At 62.6% G+C, this 18615-nt stretch carries 19 protein-coding genes; 7 read left to right on the top strand and 12 right to left on the bottom strand.

Annotated features, from left to right (window positions below; genetic code table 11):
* On the bottom strand, positions 1-1112 hold a 1112-nt coding region (locus QT222_RS19195; protein WP_491478092.1), incomplete at its 3' end, for a S8 family peptidase.
* 131 nt (positions 1113-1243) lie between these two features.
* Between QT222_RS19195 and QT222_RS19190 the strand changes: the two genes are divergently transcribed.
* Positions 1244-2341, top strand: coding sequence for a CNNM domain-containing protein (locus QT222_RS19190; RefSeq protein WP_491478091.1), 1098 nt, complete (start codon positions 1244-1246; stop codon positions 2339-2341).
* An 88-nt stretch (positions 2342-2429) separates the two neighbouring features.
* Positions 2430-3536 carry a M24 family metallopeptidase gene (locus QT222_RS19185; RefSeq protein WP_491478090.1) on the top strand — a complete coding sequence of 369 codons (1107 nt, stop codon included), beginning with the start codon at positions 2430-2432 and terminating at the stop codon, positions 3534-3536.
* Between the two features lie 54 nt (positions 3537-3590).
* Here QT222_RS19185 and QT222_RS19180 read toward each other — a convergent pair whose 3' ends face one another.
* Both QT222_RS19180 and QT222_RS19175 read right to left on the bottom strand, forming a co-directional pair.
* Positions 3591-4685 carry a phosphotransacetylase family protein gene (locus QT222_RS19180; RefSeq protein WP_004572674.1) on the bottom strand — a complete coding sequence of 365 codons (1095 nt, stop codon included), beginning with the start codon at positions 4683-4685 and terminating at the stop codon, positions 3591-3593.
* A gap of 26 nt (positions 4686-4711) precedes the next feature.
* The gene (locus tag QT222_RS19175) at positions 4712-6805 is read right to left on the bottom strand and encodes an acetate--CoA ligase family protein (RefSeq protein ID WP_491478089.1); all 2094 of its coding nucleotides are present in this window, start codon (positions 6803-6805) and stop codon (positions 4712-4714) included.
* Positions 6806-7355: 550 nt separating this feature from the next.
* On the opposite strand from QT222_RS19175, the gene QT222_RS19170 reads away from it, so the two are divergent.
* On the top strand, positions 7356-8153 hold the full coding sequence (locus QT222_RS19170) for a ZIP family metal transporter (protein WP_491478088.1): 798 nt from the start codon (positions 7356-7358) through the stop codon (positions 8151-8153).
* A 78-nt stretch (positions 8154-8231) separates the two neighbouring features.
* On the opposite strand, the gene QT222_RS19165 is transcribed toward QT222_RS19170, so the two are convergent.
* The 3 genes from QT222_RS19165 to QT222_RS19155 all read right to left on the bottom strand — a co-directional run bounded on the left by QT222_RS19165 (position 8232) and on the right by QT222_RS19155 (position 10305).
* On the bottom strand, positions 8232-8516 hold the full coding sequence (locus QT222_RS19165) for a DUF7545 family protein (RefSeq protein ID WP_004572671.1): 285 nt from the start codon (positions 8514-8516) through the stop codon (positions 8232-8234).
* A gap of 95 nt (positions 8517-8611) precedes the next feature.
* On the bottom strand, positions 8612-9367 hold the full coding sequence (locus QT222_RS19160) for an ABC transporter permease (protein ID WP_491478087.1): 756 nt from the start codon (positions 9365-9367) through the stop codon (positions 8612-8614).
* A complete protein-coding gene (locus QT222_RS19155) occupies positions 9364-10305 on the bottom strand; it encodes an ABC transporter ATP-binding protein (RefSeq protein ID WP_004572669.1) in 942 nt (313 codons plus the stop codon). Before QT222_RS19155 ends, QT222_RS19160 begins: the two co-directional genes overlap by 4 nt.
* Before the next feature lie 144 nt (positions 10306-10449).
* On the opposite strand from QT222_RS19155, the gene QT222_RS19150 reads away from it, so the two are divergent.
* The gene (locus QT222_RS19150; protein ID WP_491478086.1) at positions 10450-11862 is read left to right on the top strand and encodes a PQQ-dependent sugar dehydrogenase; all 1413 of its coding nucleotides are present in this window, start codon (positions 10450-10452) and stop codon (positions 11860-11862) included.
* A 20-nt stretch (positions 11863-11882) separates the two neighbouring features.
* Here the strand turns inward: QT222_RS19150 and QT222_RS19145 are convergent, their stop codons facing one another.
* Complete coding sequence (locus QT222_RS19145) at positions 11883-12881, bottom strand: Gfo/Idh/MocA family protein (RefSeq protein ID WP_491478085.1); 999 nt, start codon at positions 12879-12881, stop codon at positions 11883-11885.
* Positions 12882-12960: 79 nt separating this feature from the next.
* On the opposite strand from QT222_RS19145, the gene QT222_RS19140 reads away from it, so the two are divergent.
* Complete coding sequence (locus QT222_RS19140; protein ID WP_491478084.1) at positions 12961-13158, top strand: hypothetical protein; 198 nt, start codon at positions 12961-12963, stop codon at positions 13156-13158.
* 52 nt (positions 13159-13210) lie between these two features.
* Entirely contained in the window at positions 13211-14233 is a 1023-nt protein-coding gene (locus QT222_RS19135) for an aldo/keto reductase (protein ID WP_491478083.1), read from the top strand.
* A 28-nt stretch (positions 14234-14261) separates the two neighbouring features.
* Here the strand turns inward: QT222_RS19135 and QT222_RS19130 are convergent, their stop codons facing one another.
* From QT222_RS19130 to QT222_RS19115, 4 genes are all read right to left on the bottom strand, one after another.
* Complete coding sequence (locus QT222_RS19130) at positions 14262-14666, bottom strand: hypothetical protein (RefSeq protein ID WP_491478082.1); 405 nt, start codon at positions 14664-14666, stop codon at positions 14262-14264.
* A 29-nt stretch (positions 14667-14695) separates the two neighbouring features.
* Positions 14696-14932, bottom strand: a complete 237-nt coding sequence (locus QT222_RS19125; RefSeq protein ID WP_491478081.1) for an Rdx family protein — start codon at positions 14930-14932, stop codon at positions 14696-14698.
* Between the two features lie 86 nt (positions 14933-15018).
* Positions 15019-15675 carry a DUF7546 family protein gene (locus QT222_RS19120; protein ID WP_049917424.1) on the bottom strand — a complete coding sequence of 219 codons (657 nt, stop codon included), beginning with the start codon at positions 15673-15675 and terminating at the stop codon, positions 15019-15021.
* A 34-nt stretch (positions 15676-15709) separates the two neighbouring features.
* Positions 15710-17119, bottom strand: coding sequence for a heme o synthase (locus QT222_RS19115; protein WP_014732222.1), 1410 nt, complete (start codon positions 17117-17119; stop codon positions 15710-15712).
* A gap of 162 nt (positions 17120-17281) precedes the next feature.
* Between QT222_RS19115 and coxB the strand changes: the two genes are divergently transcribed.
* Positions 17282-18091: a cytochrome c oxidase subunit II gene (coxB, locus tag QT222_RS19110; protein WP_491478080.1), complete on the top strand. Its 810-nt coding sequence runs from the start codon at positions 17282-17284 to the stop codon at positions 18089-18091.
* Positions 18092-18184: 93 nt separating this feature from the next.
* On the opposite strand, the gene QT222_RS19105 is transcribed toward coxB, so the two are convergent.
* A complete protein-coding gene (locus QT222_RS19105; RefSeq protein ID WP_491478079.1) occupies positions 18185-18613 on the bottom strand; it encodes an FAD synthase family protein in 429 nt (142 codons plus the stop codon).
* Positions 18614-18615: the final 2 nt, after the last annotated feature.

Below are 18615 nucleotides of genomic sequence, written 5' to 3'. Positions count from 1 at the left end.
TTCCCGTCGTCGTCATACGAGGGCGTCGAGACGGTGCTGTACACGAGGTCGTAGTACCACGTGTCGGGATGCGTTTCTTGTGCTTCCAAGAGCGCGTCACCACCGGGTGCGCCGAGGTCGACGGCGTTAGTTCCGTAGTTCGTGTAGAATGACGGGCTTTCGTGTCCTTCCTCGGCCTCGCCAGCGTCGAAAGCGGTCCCTTTCGGCCCCGTCGCGCTGATGCTGAGTGCTTGTGCTCCCTCGTTCGGCAGGCTGATGACGCCGCCGTCGTGCTGGAGGTCTGCGGCGTCGTTACCGGCGGAGATGACGAGCACAGTTCCCTGACTGTTCGCGTGCGTCAGGGTCTTGTTCAGCATCTTGCCGTAGAACTTCCCTTCTTCCTGCCGTGGTATCGGGTAGGCACCGATACTCAGATTCGCGGCGTCACAGCCGATTGCAGCGCTGTACACGATTGCCGCGAGGATGTCCGCGAACGACGCGCCCTCCGTCGTGGAGAAGACGCGGCAGTCGACAATCTCCGTTGCCGGTGCGGAACCGACGATACCCTCGGAATTCGCGTCGTTGCCGGCGATGATGCCCGCGACGTGCGTTCCATGGTCGCCGCCCGCGGGGACACCCGAACCGAAGTCGTCGGCCGTGAAGTTCCGAGAGAGGTCCTCGTTGACGACGGCTTCGAGGTCTGGATGGTCAGCCGCGACACCGCTGTCGATGACGGCCACACGGGTCCCGTCGCCGCGTGTCACGTCGTGTACGTCCGGGATTCGCTGGCAGTGTTTGTCCCACTGAACACCGTAACTCGGTTCGTCTACTGCACCCTGTGGGGCTGCATCGTTCACCGACGGCGTGTCCAGATGGACTTCGAGGTCGGGTGCATACGCCGAAGTGACAGACGAGAGGTCTGATTCGTCGCCTTCCACGACGGCGACGCCAGCGGGCGAGAGGTCGTGAACGAGGTCCAAACCGGCGCGTTCGAATGCTGCCGCACGCGTTCCTTTGGTGTCGACGACGAACCGGTCCGTTCGCGTGGCCGCGACGGCGGTTGAGCCAACCGCGAGACCGCCGATGAGTGAACCACTTATCTTCAGGAATGAACGTCTGCTTTGGTGACGCATACCATCGCTGGTGAACTATTGTTATATAGTTGTTGCGAAACATATCTGGTGTTGAAATAACTGTCGGCCGGAATACAACGACATACGAAGTCGACACGCTCAGGAGTGTTGGGTTCGAACTACGGATTCATATGGTAGGTGTCGAGACAGGAGTCCGTCTCGCTGGCGGTCTTGTGCTGTTGCTTGCGAACTCGTTCTTCGTCGTCTCCGAGTTCGCGATGACGCGCGTCCCGCAGTTCGACGAGTCGGAATTCGAGGGCTCTCGTGGACTCGAACTCGCGTGGAAGATGACAGAGCGTTTGGAGGTGTATCTCTCAGGATGTCAGGTTGGAATCACTATTGCCAGCGTCGGCCTCGGTGTCGTGGCAGAACCGGCTGTCGCGGCTATCTTTGATGCGGTTCTCGGTGGCGGCAGCGGGGCGGCCCACACGTCGCTTGCAGTCATCCTCTCGCTCGTGGTTATCAACCTCTCGCACGTCGTGCTCGGTGAGCAGGTGCCCACGTACCTCGGCGTCGAGCGGTCGCGAATGGTCGCGAAGTATACGGCACCCGTCCTGTACGGGTGGACGAAGCTCATGTACCCAGTCATCGTCGTCGCCGACTGGTTGGCAAAGCGGTTGTTACTTCTCGGCGGCGTCGAGATGACTCGTGCGTGGCAGGAGGCCGAGGCTGGCGACGAAGCCGCTGCGTCAGCGGGCGACGGGACTCGACTCAGTCGCGGTGAGATTCGCAGCCAGATGGGCGAAATTCTCGCACAGGGGTCGCTTCCTGAGGACCGCCGCGAAGAGGTCCTCAACGCGCTTCGAATCGGTGAGCTACCGGTTCGGGGCGTGATGGTTCCCGCCGACGAGGTGGTCGCTCTCTCGGCCAATGCGACGACCGAGGAGAACCTCGAACGGATTCGGACGAACCCACAGCACTCACGATTCCCCCTCATCGGCGACTCGCTAGACGATGTTCAGGGTGTCGTCTACGCACCGACCGTCCTTGCCACGATAGATTGCCTCCAGTCGGGCGACCGGCGCCTCGACGATGTCGCTGTGCCGCCGCTTTCGGTTTCCGCAGACCTCCCCGTCAGCGACCTCATCGACCGGTTCCAGGCGGAAAATCAAGAACTGGCGATGGTCCGCGACCCCGAGACGGACGAGGTGGTCGGACTCGTGACGGCCTCCGACGCTTTCGAGGCAATCACCGGCCAGTTGTACGACCCGCTCGACCTCGGTGCCTGAGCACTTGAGAGAAACCGGGCCTTGGTGAGCAGGTCGATTCTAATCTGGGACCGCCCACGCTTTTCTATCACCCTGCGTATCAACCCGCATGACGCCCTTCGAACGACGCACCCGCGCCTGTCAGGAGCGACTAGCGGCCGACGACACAGACGCAGTCGTCCTGTTTCCCAGTCGGAACCTGCTGTACCTCTCCGGATTCGACGAAGAACCCGCCGAGCGCCACCTACTCCTGTTTGTTCCCCGCGACGGTGAACCGGTGTTTCTCGTCCCCGACCTCTACGAGACGCAGGTCCGCGCCGAGTCGTGGGTCGCCGACGTGCGGACGTGGAGCGACGACGAGGACCCGCTCGTCGCGCTCGAATCCATCGTTTTCGACCTCGAACTCGACGATGGACGTATCCTCGTCGACGACACGATGTGGGCGCGGTTCACGCAGGACCTCCGGGCGGTCCTTCCGACTGCCGAATTCGACCTTGCGAGCGATGTTATCGCGCCGCTTCGCGTCCAGAAAGACGACGAGGAACTGGACGCGCTCCGCCGTGCTGGCACGGTCGCCGACTGCGTGGTCGACCGCATCCGCGACATGGGCGAAGACGCAATCGGGATGACGGAGACGGAACTCGCCTCCGAGATAGAGCAACTCCTCGCCGAGGAAGGCGGCGAAGGAATTCCGTTCGGTCCACTCGTTGGCTCAGGCCCGAATGGCGCGATGCCACATCACGCCCACGGTGACCGAGTCATCGAGTCTGGTGACCCCGTCATCCTCGATTTCGGCACGCGAGTGGACCACTACCCGAGCGACCAGACCCGAACCGTCGTCTTCGACGGTGAACCACCGGAAGGATTCGAAGAAGTCCACGAAATCGTCCAAGCAGCCCGTACCGCCGCCGTCGATGTCGTCGAACCCGGCGTCACCGCGGGCGATGTCGACCGTGCGGCCCGCGAGGTCATCGAGGACGCCGGTTACGGCGACCGATTCATCCACCGAACCGGCCACGGCGTCGGACTCGATGTCCACGAAGAGCCGTACATCGTCTCCGGAAGCGACCGCGAACTCGAAGTGGGGAACGTCTTCAGTATCGAACCGGGTATCTACCTCCCCGACGAGTTCGGCGTCAGAATCGAAGACCTCGTGGTCGTCACCGACGACGGTGCGGAGTTGTTGAACGACACTGACCGCGGCTGGCGGGTCTAAGAAAACAGAAGCGTTCCACAGGTCTTCTGACCTGTGGTTAGTCACACTCCGACGTTACTCGTCCGCTTCCGTGTCGTCGGACGGCGCGATGTTGCCGATGATGGTGTCGATGTCGGCGTGCTCGTAGAGCAGGTCGCGCATGCGCTGGACGGTGCGCTCGTCGCGGGTTCGGCCCGTGCTGACGACATCTTCGGCGCGGTCGGTCACGGAGAGCGTGTCACCGTTGACGAGGAGGACGGGGACGCCCTTCTGTTCGGCCTTGCCGATGACGGCGCTGACGGGTCGGTGGCCACCGGTGAGGATGATACACTTGACGCCGGGCGCTTCGAGCGCGGCACGCTGGATGTTCGCGCGGTCGCCGCCGGTGATGACCGCAGCGTCCTTCGTCCGGCGGAAGTATCGGAGTGCCGCGTCGCCGCCCATCGCACCCACGAGGAATCGCTCGACGAAGGCGTCGGTGGGGGCGTCGGTTGCGAGTTCCGCGCCGAGTTCGTTCGCGAGTTCTTCGACGGTGACGCCCGCGAGGTCCTTCTCGTTCGGGACGACGCCGAGAACTGGGACGTTGCGCGCTTCGAGGAACGGCGCAACTTCGGTTTCGAGTTCGTCGTACGCGGCATCGCTCACGCGGTTGAAGACGACGCCCGCGAGGCGGTCTGCGCCGATGTCTTCGACGGCCGCGACCACGTCGTCGAGGTCGCTCGAATGCTGGTAGTCGGCGACGAGGACGACCTCAGCGTCGAGGAGGTTTGCGACGTCGCCGTCGGTGAGGTCGACGATACCGCCGGTTCGGTAGTTCCCACCGCCTTCGACGAGCATCAGGTCCTTTCCGGCCGAGATGTCATCGAAGTGGTGAGTGATGACCTCGGAGAGTTCGTCCGTGTTCTCTTTGCCGCGGATGGCTCCCTGAATGAACGTCGGGGAGTAGACCACGGGTTCGAGCTGGTGCATCTCCGCGTCCACGTCGAGCAGTTCGCGTGCGAGCATCGGGTCCTCGTCGAGGGTCTTTCCGGTGCTGGACTGTAGGCGCGTGCCCTTCGGCTTCATGTAGCCGACATCCAGTCCGCGTTCCTTGGCGAGGAGGCCGAGTGCGAGCGTGATTGCGGTCTTCCCGGTGCTTTCTCCGGTCGAGGTGACGAGTACCGTGTTCATTATTGAGTGGTTGGTGTCTGAAGTGTTTAAAGTTCGTCCGGGTCGACGGTGAGTCGAACGTCGACAGCCTTGACGCCGTCGGGGAGTGCAACGAGCGGGTTGATGTCGAGTTCGAGGATGGCCGGGAAGTCGGTGACGAGTTGCGAGAGTCGCTGAATGGTTTCGGTGATGCCGGCGATGTCGACCGTCTCGTTACCACGAGCGCCGCGGAGCATCGGTGCGGCGTCGATTTCCTTCGTCATGTCCGCGGCTTCCGACTCGGAGACGGGTGCAACGCGGAACGTCGTGTCTTCGAGAATCTCGACGAAGATGCCGCCGAGACCGAACATCATGAGCGGACCGAACTGCGGGTCGCGGTTCATACCGACGATGGTCTCGACGCCGTTGTCGAGGTCGACCATCTCTTGGACTTGCACGCCGAGGATATTGGCGTCAGGCTGGTAGTTCTTCGCTCGGGTGATGAGGTCCTCGTAAGCGTCGTAGACGTCCTCGTTTTCGACGCCGACTTTGACGCCGCCGATGTCGGACTTGTGGAGGATGTCGGGACTGACGATTTTCATCACGACGTCGCCGTCGATGTCTTCGGCGACTTCCAGCGCTTCGGCTGGGTCGTCGATGATAGCTCCCTGCGGCGTCTCGATGCCGTACGCATCGAGCAGTTCCATCGCTTCGACGCCGAGGCGCGTCTCGTCGCGCTCTTTGACGCTTTCGAGAATCTCTCGGGCGCGCTCGCGGTCCACGTCGAACTCGGTGGGCGCGTCGTACTCGCGCTGACGGATGTCGGCGTACTGCGCGAGGGCTTCGAGACCGTCGACAGCGCGCGAGGGGTCGAAGTAGTTCGGGATTCCGGCGTCTTTCATCACGTCGGAGGCGGCGTCGACACGCTCGCCACCCATGAAACAGGCCGCGATTGGCTTGTCGTGTTTCTCTTGGAGTTCGACGGTGTCCGCGGCGAGTTGGTTGTAGTCGAGAACTGCTGTCGGGGCTGTGAGGACGATGGCGCTCCCGACGTTCTCGTCGGCGAGGGCCACGTCGAGAGCCTCCTTGAAGCGTGCGTTGTCCGCGTCGCCGACGATGTCGACGGGGTTGTAGATGTTCCCTTCTGCGGGAAGCGCTTCGGAGAACTTCTCCAGCGTCTCGTCGGTGAAGTCAGCCATTTCGAGGTCCGACTCGCCGATGGCGTCGGTAGACATGACGCCGGGGCCGCCAGCGTTCGTGATGACGGCTACGTCCTTGTTCTCGGGAAGCGGCTGGTCGCCGAGCACGCGGGCGGTGTCGAAGAGGTGCTGGACGGAGTCAGCACGGATGACACCTGCTTGTTCGAGACCGGCCTGGTACGCCGCGTCGGAGCCAGCGATAGTGCCGGTGTGCGAGGAGGCAGCCTGTGCACCGGCGTCGGTCTTGCCGGACTTCACGAGCACGATAGGCGTGTCCTTCGTGACGTCGCGGGCGGAGTCGATGAACTCGCGGCCCGCGCTGATGCCTTCGAGGTAGCCGATGATGACCTCGGTGTCGGGGTCGTCGTTCCACGCCTCGATGAAGTCGGCCTCGTCGAGGACGGCCTTGTTGCCCAGCGAAACGATGTCCTTGAAGCCGATGTCCTCGTCGTTGGCCCAGTCGATGACGGCCGTGATGAACGCTCCTGACTGGCTCATGAAGGACATGTTGCCGTCGAGGGCCATGTCGGGGCCGAACGTCGCGTTCATGCCCACGTCGGTGTTCATGACGCCCAGACTGTTCGGGCCGACGACGTTCAGGTCGTACTCTTCGGCGATATCGCGGAGTTCTTGCTCGCGGGCGGCACCTTCGCTGCCCGTCTCGCCGAAGCCAGCGGTGATGACGACCACGTTCTTGATGCCTGCCTGGCCTGCGGACTTCATCGCCGGGAGGACGACCTTCGGGGGGACGACGATGATTGCGACGTCAGCGTTCGTCTCGCCGATGTCTCCGTAACACTGCAGGCCGAACAGTTCGTCGTACTTGGGGTTGACTGGGACGACCTCACCGTCGAAGTCCTCGATGAGGTTGTCCATAATCGCCCGGCCAATAGCCCCTTCACGCTCGGTCGCACCGACTACTGCAATTCGGTTCGGCGCGAACAATTCGGATAGCTCTCCCATTACCAGTTGATTCCGGGCATTGACTGATAAACTCGGTGGTGTGGGCCGTCTCACGGCCTTTGGTGGCATGCTACAGTCGCGCAATTAATTGCTATGAATCATGATTTATCCACCCAATTCTGAATTGAACATTTCAAGCAGATAGCTTCGAAATACCAGTGTAGATAGGACAAATACATATAGTAACGCCCTGAAAATAACGGCACATATTATTCTCGTCAGATACTGACTGTTTCCTTCATTACGAGCAGGCATATATTCGACTCCGAAACGAGGTGTGGCAACGATACAGAATCTATCGTACAGAAATCAGCGCTTCTAACCAACGCCCGCACGCTCCCTGCGATACTCCGTCAGCCAACCGCTGAGCAGGTATCTGAAACACCATCAAATACCGGCATATATCAGATTCAATAAGGAATATGTCTCGGGAGACTTTTTGGCGCGACGAAACTATGAGAGGCTTCTTGAGCCGGTTCTCTGATTTCGGCCAGCCTAAATTTATCTAAAATATGATAATACTTATCGGCACCGAGTCACTACATTCGATATGGAGCAATTCGCCGCCCTCGCGTTCGTTTTTGTCGCGGGGCTTATCACGGCCATCGCAACCGGTATCGGCGCGATTCCGTTCTTCTTCGTGTCGGACGTGAGCGACCGCTGGAACGTGGCGCTCTGGGGTATCGCCTCGGGCATCATGGTGTCCGCATCGCTGTTCGGTCTCATCTTCGAGGGTCTCGCCAACGGGACGCCGATGCAACTCGGTGTCGGCCTTCTCGCGGGCGTCGTACTCGTTCTCGCCGCACACCACATTATCGAGGGTGCGGAGGTCAACCCGAAAAACTACGAAGAGGCGGACTTCCGAAAACTCGCGTTGATTCTCGGCATCCTCACCGTCCACAGTTTCCCAGAGGGCGTCGCCGTCGGCGTCTCCTTTGCCGACCTCGGTCTGGAAGGTGGGTTCCAACTTCTGGGCTTTGCAGTCCCGCTACTGGCGGTGTTCATGACCGTCGCCATCTCGATTCACAACATCCCCGAGGGGCTTGCTATCTCCATCCCGCTTCGGACGATGGACGTGCCCAACTGGAAACTCGTGTGGTGGGCGATTTTCTCCAGCCTGCCGCAACCCCTCGGCGCGGTCATCGCGTTCTACTTCGTGCGCATCGCCCGCGAGTTCCTCCCGTTTGGCTTCGGGTTCGCGGCGGGGGCGATGGTGTTCCTCGTCCTCACGGAGTTCATCCCCGAAGCGCTGGAACTCGGCGAACGTCTCCCACGCGGCGGGAAGGTCGAACTGCTCGGTGGACTCGCTGCCGGGTTCGTCATCATGATTCCGCTGGCGTTCATCTAAGTACGGCACCCAGAAGAGCAGACGGTGCCGTCGCTTTCGACAGAAAAATACGAAGAATCGTTCGACCGGTGACGCGACTTAGTGTGAGTGGCCGAGCGCGTCGGAGAGTGGGACGCCGAAGCGCTCTTCGAACAGCTCTTCCATCTTCTCGTTGATTTCGGCGATGTCAGCGGGCGCGCCGCCTTCGCTGTGATGTGCGACGACGTGGGCCTGCTGTGCGAACGCCTGTACGACGACGTCGGCGACGACGTCCGTCGGTTCCTCGCCCTGCTCCGAGAAGATATCGACGAGACCCGCGGGGAGTGCAACGTCTTCTGTGTCACCGTTCGGTCCTTCGATGGTGTATGTCTCAGTTTCGACCATGCCCCCACGTGGGTTCGGCGCGGGTTAAGGCTTGAGTTTGCGGGCGTCGACAGTACCCTGCCGGAGGCCACTCGAAGACGGTCGCCGACGCTCCGTCAGTCGGTTTGCGGAATGGCCAGCGTGCCCGCCACGAAGAACACAACCGAAAGCCCCGCGAGGATTGCGAGATTCATCGCCCAGTCGCCACCCGTGTAGGTAAGCGCCCTGACGCCGCGGGCGAAGAACGTCAGCGGCGAGAGGTTCAGCGCCGGCACGAACCACGCCGGCAGCAGGTCGGGCGTCACGAACGTCTCCGAGAGGAACAAAAGCGGGAGCGCGATGGCGTTGCTCGCGGCGATGACACCGTCTTGCGAGTCGGCGACGCTGCCGATGATGGCACCGAGGCCGCAGAACAGCGTCACCCCGAGTGCGACGAAGGGGACGACTGCCAGCGTCGGTGCCGACAGCGGAATCGACGCGCCGGTCACGAGCACCGATAGCCCGAGGAGCAACAGCGCCGCGAGACCGATGACGACGACGTTCACGAGCGAGTGCGCCAACAGCCATTCCGCCCGGGAAAGCGGCGTCGTCGCCAACTTCTCGAAGCGGTTGCCCTCGCGATGCCGAGCGATGGTGCTACCGACCCGCGAGAGCGGGGTGAAGAGCACGACGACGGCGAGGTAGCCGGCGATGTAGTACTCCTTCGGTTCGGCGAAGAGACCGCCGCCCGTCGGCTGCGTCTGGACGAGTGCCCCGAAGATGACGACGATAATCGCGGGGAAGAAGAACGTGAAGAAGACCGCCGTCCGGCGACGGAGGAACGAGTGCCACGAGGCGACGAACTCCGAGCGGACGCGCGCGAGCGAACTCATTGTTCACCTCCGATGGCTGCGGCCGCCGCAGGACGTGCCGCCTCGAACTGCTCGCCCGTAAGTGAGAGGTACACTTCTTCGAGACCCGGTTGCTTCCACACGAGCGATTCGTAGACGACGCCAGCATCGTCGAAGGCGGCGACCGCATCACCGATTTCACGCGGCCCGACGCCGTAGACGGTGACGCCGTCTTCGGTCATCTCGGTTCGGAGTGCCGGTGAGAGCGTCACGGAATCGAGGTCCGTGCCGCCCGCGGTCCGCACGACGAGTCGGCTTTCGCCGCCGTACTCGGAGACGAGTTGGTCGGGTCGACCGACCGTGACGAGTTCTCCTTCGTTGAGTAGCCCCACGCGGTCGGCGAGTTGCTCGACTTCCTCCATCGAGTGACTCGTGAGAAACACCGTGGTTCCGCTGTTTGCGAGGTCTTCGACGAGCGCCCAGAGCGACCGGCGACCGGCGGGGTCGATACCCGTCGTGGGTTCGTCGAGAAAGAGTACGTCGGGGTCGTTTACGAGCGTCAGTGCGATACAGGCCCGGCGCTGCTGGCCGCCCGAGAGGTTTTCGTACCACGTATCGGCGGCGTCGGCGAGACCAACTTCGTCGAGTACTGCGTCGGGATTTCGTGCATCGTCGTAGAGACCGGCGTAGTAGGCAACGAGTTCGCGGGCGGTCAGTCGCCCCGCGGGCGTGAAGTCCTGCGGGAGCAACCCGAGACGCTGGCGGTCGACGGCAGTCGGGTCGCCTCCGAGGATGGAAGCCGACCCGGAATCGACCGTCGTCGTGCCCGTGAGGGCGCGAACCAGCGTCGTCTTCCCCGCGCCGTTCGGACCGATGAGGCCGAAAACCTCCCCTTCGGCGACTGACAGGGAGACGCCCGAAAGCGCCTCCACGTCGCCGTAGGATTTCCTGAGGTCGTCGGCGACGAGTACCTCGTCCATGTCCTATCCGACGGACCGGTCGGGTGGTAAGGGATTCGGAATCGACACCCGATTCGAGAGATACGGTGAAGGCTCGTTGCCACGACCCCGCTCGCCGCCGGACTCGGAGTAAACCTTACTCTTGTAGCAGTGGTATCAAATTGCATGCTTGGGTCCCGACGCGACTTCCTCGCCGCAACCGGCGTCACGCTCCTTGGTGGACTCGCCGGGTGTGCTGGCGCACCCATCGATGGCAGCGACGGAGGCGGTGGCTCCGGCGGTAACGACACGACGACAACAGTCCCGCCGGACGGAACAACCACAACCGACTCGCAGGACCGACCCGACGACTCGGATTCGCTGTCGGGTCTCGAAGTCGGCTACGAGACGCTCGCCGGTGGCTTCACCTCGCCCGTCGATGTCGCCATTCCCGAGGCGTTCGACGGGACGAAGCGGTTCGTCGTCGACCAACCCGGCCGTATCTGGTTGCACGACGAATCCGGACTCCGGAGTAACCCCTATCTCGACATCACGGACCGCGTCGTCGACGTGGGTGGCTACGACGAACGCGGCCTTCTCGGGCTTGCGTTTCATCCCGAATTCGGGGACAACGGGCGGCTCTATCTCCGATACAGCGCACCGTCTCGGTCCGGAACGCCCTCGAACTACAGCCACACTTTCGTCCTGAGTGAACTGACGGTCGACCCCGAAGCGACGACCGTCTCGGCCGACTCCGAGCGAACCCTGCTCGAAATTCCCGAACCGCAGTCGAACCACAACGCCGGCGCTATCGTGTTCGGTCCCGACGGCTACCTCTACGTCGCTGTCGGCGACGGCGGCGGCGCAAACGACGAGGGCCGCGGCCACGTGAACGACTGGTACGGAGCAGTCACCGGCGGAAACGGACAGGACGTGACGACGAATCTCCTCGGGAGTATCCTCCGCATCGACGTGGACTCCGAAGGCGGCGTTTCAGGGAACGACGACCGACCATACGGCATCCCCGAAGACAACCCGCTCGTCGGGCGCGACGGACTGGACGAACAGTACGCGTGGGGGCTTCGGAACCCGTGGCGACTGTCGTTCGACGGCGAGGACTGCTACGTCGCCGACGTGGGACAGAACGCGTGGGAGGAAGTGAACCTCCTCCAGAAGGGCGGGAACTACGGTTGGAACGTCCGAGAGGGAGCACACTGCTTCCGGGCGGACGATTGTCCGACAGAGACGCCCGGTGGGGACCCGCTTTTCGACCCCGTTCTCGAATATCCACACGGTGGGGACGGTCCCTCGGGCATCGCCGTCATCGGCGGCTACGTCTACCGCGGCGACGAGATTCCGGCACTCTCGGACGTGTACGTCTTCGCCGACTGGCAGGCACAGGGGCGTCTATTCGCCGCCCGCCCGCAGAAGTCGCGTCCGTGGAATATCACCGAAATCCCCATCGCAGAGCGCGACGACGGGGGCAAGTACGTGCTCGCGTTCGGCCGCGACCCGGCGGGGGAACTCTACGTCTGTACCAGCGTCAACAGGCGAGTTAGCGGCGCTTCGGGTACGCTTAACCGACTGACGAGTGCTTGACACCAGCACCCTCGGCAGATTCAGGCGTCACCGTTGACGTTGACTCGGCGACCCGTCGTCGCTGATTCGTAGGCCGCTTCGGTCAGCGCCGTGACCTGTAGTGCATCCTCGGGTGGGGTGAGGAGGTCGCCCTCGTCGCGAGCAGCATCGACGAAGTTGCGGAGTTTCTTCCGCGCCAACGCCTCGAACTCGGGAACCGGTGGGCTTGCGCGGTAGGTCACATCGCCCTCCGCCACTTCGATGGTTTCGCCGTCGAACGTGACCATCCCTTCAGTACCGATAACTCGGAACCATTCTCCGGGGTCCGGGACGCTCGACCCGTCGCCCGAGACAGCCACACTGGCCGTGAGTCGGTCTCCGTCTCTGTCGAGGACGACCGCGAGCGCGGAGTTCACGTCCACGTCGTAGCCGCGGTGGTCGACTGCGGCCGCGACCGTGACGGGTTTCGAACGCGTCACCCAGAGCATCGCATCGAGAAGGTGCGACCCCGAATCGTACAGTTGACCGCCGCCCGAACGCGCGGGGTCGCCGCGCCACTCGTCTTTCGTCCACTCTATCCACTCCTGTTCGAGGTGACAGACGACCATGTGCGGGTCGCCGATGCGGCCGGAGTCGATGATGCGACGCAGTTCGTGGAATCGCGGGTCTAAGTGTCGTTGGTACCCGACCGCGAGGATGAGACCTTCCTCTTCGGCGCGGTCGATGAGTGCGCGTGCGCCGCCGAGGTCGGTTACCATCGGCTTTTCGACGTGAACGTGCAGTCCCGTTTCCAGTGCCGCGAGTGCTTGGTTAAAATGCTCCGCGTGCGGCGACGCGATGGCCACGGCGTCGAGGAACTCGCCGTCGAGCAACGCCTCGACGGATTCGTATGTCGTGGCGTCGAACCCGTCTTCGAAGCGCTCGCGGGCGTCGTCGTCCGGGTCGACACCGGCAACGACGCTCACACCGTCTAACTCGTCGAGGAGGCGGCATTCGATGGTCCCGAGCGTGCCGAGTCCAATACCTGCGACTCTGAACATGGGTTATATGTCGTGGGGAAACCGGAAAAGCGTGCGGACGAGTCACAAATGTTAAATTTGGGTCATGTATGGGACCACTATGGACGGCGCTATCCTCCAGCGGTTTGCTATCACGCTCGCCGTGTTCGGTGCTGTGTTGTTCTTTGCGGACTCCGTGATTGGAATTCTGTTCGTCGCTTTCGCGGTCGTGCTCGCAGTAATCCCGGTTTTTGAGGAAATTCGCGACCACTCCGAACCACACCTCCCCGAACGACGCAACACCGAAGACCAGAGCTGAACACCTCGCCGCAACTCGGACGCTTTAGTCAGCAGCCACCGTCGTATCAAGTATGAGCCTCGATTACCGACGACTCGGGTCGACCGGCACCCGGGTTTCCGAACTCTGTTTCGGCACGTGGCGATTCGGCCGGCGAACAGGCGGCATCTTAGAAACCGACGAGGAGGAGGCCCACGAACTTCTCGACACGTTCGAGGAACTCGGCGGCAACTTCATCGACACCGCCAACGTCTATGGCGACCCGAACGGCACTTCCGAGAAGTATATCGGCAACTGGCTGGCCGACCGCGACCGCGAGAACTACGTCATCGCCTCGAAGGTGTACTTCCCCTTCGACGAGGACAACCCGAACGGCCGCGGTCTTTCGCGGACGCACATCCGCAACCAAATCGAAGGGACACTCGACCGCCTCGGGACGGACTATCTCGACCTCTACTACATCCACCGCTGGGACGAGGAAACGCCAATCGAAGAGACGCTGCAGACGCTGAACGCACTCGTCGAAGAGGGGACGGTGAACTACCTCGGTGCGTCGACGATGGCGGCGTGGCAACTCACGAAGGCGCTCTGGAAGTCTGATGTGGAAGACTACACCCGCTTCGACGTGACCCAACCGCTGTTCCACGCGGGCTACTACGAGGACGTAAAAGACTATCTCGACGTGTGCGGCGACCAAGACTTGGCCGTCTGTCCCTACTCGCCGCTTGCGGGTGGCTTCCTCACCGGGAAATACGAGCGCGCCGACCCGGACGACCCCTCAAAGTACGTCGCGCCCGACGGCGCTCGCGGCTCGTTCGACGAACGATTCGAGCGGTTCTACGTCTCCGAGCGCGGGTGGCACGTCCTCGACGAAATTCGCGCCGTCTCCAACGAGGTCAACGCCAGTCCCGCACAGGTCGCGCTCCGCTGGTTGATGGACTACCCGGATGCGACCGTCGTCCCCATCGTCGGCGCGCGGACACCCGACCAACTCCGCGAGAACGTCGGTGCCGCGGCTGTCGACCTCACATCCGACCAGTGGGAGCGAATTATGAACGCCCGCTACGACGAGGAAGGCAAGCGCTGGGGGCACTGAGCGGCCGTACAACCCCTTACTTCCCGCCTCACGCGATACCGAGGTCTCTGAGGAAGTCGCCGATGACGTGGGCGTAGAGGACGACTGCGACGAATGCGGCGAGCGACCCCGTTCCTGAAAGCGCGAGTCCACCGACCGCGATGCCGCCGATGAGGTGGTGACTCAGGAGTCGCTTGCGGTTAAAATCGGGGCCGAAGTCGTCGAAGACCTTCTCCTGTTCGAGGATACCGACTCGGGGGTTCGTCACGGCGAGTCTGAGATTGTGCCAGTCGCCGCGTTCGACGCGCGCGATAACGAAGTGGTCGAGGTCGATGAAGACGCTTATCAGCACCGCGACGGCGACAAGGAGCGCCACGCTACCCGGTGGATGCAGGGCGACCGCTGCGGCCGCACCGACGACTCCACCGACGACGGCGTGTTCGAGCGATTTCACAGTTCACGTGAGGCCACAGTTGGGTGACTTCACGGAGAGACGTGCGACCGGACCCGCCGGAGCACGAGGTCCGGGTCGTACTCGTCTTCGGACTTATCCCAGACGCGTTCGCCATCGACGGTAACTCTGAGGACACCGTTTTCTCCAGTCACGAGTGCGTCGCGGTCCAGTCGCTGGCCGAACTGCTGCAGTAGGTTGTGTTGCATCTCTTCGGCGCGGTCGAGAAGTCCGCACGGGACACAGTACTCGATTTCTACCTCGGTCATATCTCGTTCTACACGGTGGACAGGGAAAAACGAGACGGCGGAACATACAGACCGTGGGTGGTGGAAGGTGGTGTCCCCGAAGCCGACTACCGACCGAATCCGGGTCGCCACCGGAGCAAGACGACGGTCACGAGGAACACGAGCGTCGAGAGGTCGTACGAGAGCGTCGTCACGGTCGCCGCGATGGCGGTCCCGCTCCCGAAAACGCTCGTGACGAGTGAGGCGAGGAGTGGCCACGAACACGAGACACACGAGAACAGACCGACGATTCCCGAGACGGCAGCACCCGCTGCCTCGACGACCGTGTCGTAGACGAGGAACGCGAGCGCAGCGTAGCCGACGACGCGCGCCGGCATGAGGATGAGGTTGAACAGGTCGCCGCCGTAGATGAGTGCCGGTCCCCATCCCGGCGGGAGGAACGAGACGCGAACGCCGTTGCTGCCGCCGGGAACCGGACCGGTGACGAGACCACCGGCGACGGCCAAGAGCACGAAGTAGCCGATGGCGATGGCGGCCGCCTTGCGCTTGGTCGCTGTCGATGCGGGTGCGACATCGATGTCGAACAGCACCCAGAGACCGACGGCAACCCACAGGACGCCGTACAGTGCGTATCGCGGTGCGCCGACGGTCGCCTCGGTGGCAAGCAGGTAGACGAACGTCAGAATCAGCGTCGTGTTCACGGCGAACGCGGCTTTGAGCAGGCTCGCTCGCGTCGGGCGCGGAAGTGCGGATGCAGTGGCCATGATGTGTTCGAACTGTTGTTTGTAGACGGTGGTCTCAGAGCGCGAGAGTGTCGACAACGATGGCGAGGAGTAACATTCCGAGGTACGCGTTGGAGGCGTGGAACGCTCGGAACGCCGCCGTGTCGTTTCGTTCGTAGTGCAGGCGCACGACGAAGTAGAGGAACGCGCCGCCGAAGACGATGCTCGTCACGAGATAGACGACGCCGAGTGCGTCCATCACGGCGAGTCCGGCGGCGGCGATGAGCGTCGCGCCGAGCCACCAGAGGATGTGCTTTCGCGTCTCAGTTTCACCGCGGACGACCGGCATCATCGGGAAGCCGCCGCGGGCGTAGTCGTCCTTGTAGGCCAGCGCGAGGTTGTAGAAGTGCGCGGGCGTCCACAGGAAGATGACGACAGCGAGGACGATTCCACCCATCCCGACTTCGCCGGTGACGGCAACCCAGCCGATGAGTGCCGGAAGCGCACCTGCCGCGCCGCCGATAACCGTGTTCTGTACCGTGTTCGGCTTCAGGATGAGCGTGTAGACCACGCTGTAGAACGCGATTGCGACGAGACCGAGAACGGCTGCCAGCCAGTTCACGGACGCGAAGAGCGCAACCGAGGTGGCGGCGAGGGCGACCCCGAACGCGATGGCGTTGCGGACGGGGACGAGGTCGACCGCGAGCGGTCGGTCACTGGTGCGTTGCATCCGGCGGTCCACGTCGCGTTCGAGGACGTGGTTGAACGTGCCGGAGGCACCGATAGAGAGAACGCCGCCGCCGAGCGTGGCCACGATAACCTGTGGCGTCAGTCCCGGAGAGACGGTTCCCGCGAGCGTCATCGCCGCCGAGGCGACGAGACAAAGGAGCCACATCAGGCGGGGTTTCATCAACCGGAAGTACGCCCCTGCGGTCGCTTTTGCTCGTTCGACGGGGTCGGTCGGAATCGGCGGTCGTTCACCGTCGTCGGCCGGTTGCTCGTCCATCTCGGGGACCCCGACAGGCTCGTCGTCGGGGTCGCCGGTCACTTCTTCGAGCGTCCACGCGAGAGCGACGACGAGTCCACCGAAGATTGCCATCCCAATGAGGAGGTGGACCGTCGAGAGTGTCGCTCCGGTGCTGGTGGTTGCGACGACCGCACCCATTCCCGCTTGTACCGGATAGAGTGCAGCCGATGCGGTCACCGTTGCTCTGACCCGCCTAGACGTATTGCTTCGCCACGCGGAAACGAGCGTTGCGAGCGTGAGTAATCCGACGAGCACTGCCGCAGTACGGTGGCCGAATGCGACCCACCCGTCCATCGTCGTGGGGAGTGAGAACCCGTCACCGCACGCGGGCCACGCGGCACACGCGGCAGTCGCGTCAGTAAGCGCCGTCGTCGCGCCGACGATGAGCAGGAGATAAACGCCCATCGCCGTCGCGGCAAGCAGGCCATGAAATGTGTTCGAATCGCGCGTCGTGGCCACGAAATTCACCTACGCCCGAATTCGGTCGTCCCGTATTTAGGAGCCCCGCTTTTGGCCCCTCCACACCCGCGAGACTACCCATAGTATGCAGGGGTTGCCTACAAAAACGGCGGGCCAAGAGTCGGTACGCATTTATGCGGTTGTTCCTAATTCTCGCTCAGCATGAGAAAGACGCGTTTCGCGCTCGCGTCCCTGCTCTCGGCGGTCGTGATGGCACTCGTTGCCACCCCCGCCGCTGCGCAGGCGTCTGCCTCGTCGGAGCTTATCAATCAGCTGAACGGGAAGCTGCTGTACGTTGCAATCCCGATTACCGTGTTGGTGGAGGTCATCCTCCTCTACACGGTCATCAAGTTCCGTAAGAGCGAGCGCGCACTGCCGACCAAGGAGAACCGCCGACTCGAAATTACGTGGACCATCGCAACCGCGATTATCCTCCTGTTCGTCGGCGTCGCCTCCTACGGCGTGCTGGCTAACGAGAACATCACCCACCAGGGCAACGACATTGCCATGGACGAGGAGCCGGTCGTCGTCCACGCAGAAGCCTTCCAGTGGGGCTGGAACATGTACTACCCCGAAGAGGGCAACTTCACTACGGGTAACAAAATTGTCATTCCGGCCAACAGACCGGTCTACTTCAAGGTGACTTCAACGGACGTGATACATGGATTCCACGTCCCTGAACTCGGCCTCAAGCAGGACGCGATGCCCACGTCGACGAACACCATCAAGACCGTCGCGTACGAGGAAGGGACCTACCAGGGTTACTGTACCGAGTACTGCGGTGTCGCACACTCCCAGATGTACTTCACCGTCGAAGTGAAGTCGCCGGGTGACTACCAGACGTGGCTGCAAGAGCAGAAGTCGTCGAACAGCGGTTCTTCGGAGTCGACTTCGAACAACTCCACGACGACCAACGAAACCACGAGTAACGCTACTGCGGCCAACGCGACCGCGACCAACTCCACGCAGTAACACACTCGTTCCTCTCTTCGGACCTCATCTTCGGGAGTGGCAACGCCCGTCGCGTTTTGACACTCCAGTAAAATCGACTCGTTGACCGCAGCGTCAGCAGCGTCGTTCGACGATACGGTCGATGATACGCCCCGACGAGAGCAGTTCATCGTCGTACTCGGGTTCCCGCGGCGTCGCACGGGTGACTTCGCAGTCGATTTCGCGGGCTTCGAGAGCGGCCCTGATACCCTCTTCGTCGTGGTGCTGGTCGTATCCGAGGACGATAACGTCGGGGGCAATCCGTTCGATGGGGACGAAGATGTCGTCGGGGTGGCCGAGGTGTGCTTCGTCGACCACGTCGAGTGCGGCGACCATGTCGCACCGCTGGCGGTCGTCGAGTATCGGTTTCGGCTTGTGTGTCACGTTCTCGCCGCGCGCGATGATAACGTGGAGTTCGGCTCCCATCGCCGCCGCGGCCGACCGGTAATGGGCGTGCCCGGGGTGGAGAATATCGAAGGTCCCCTGCGCGATGACTCGTCTCATTT

The sequence above is a fragment of the Haloferax sp. s1 genome (assembly GCF_058382125.1).
This window is presented reverse-complemented; position numbering and strand designations above follow the sequence as displayed.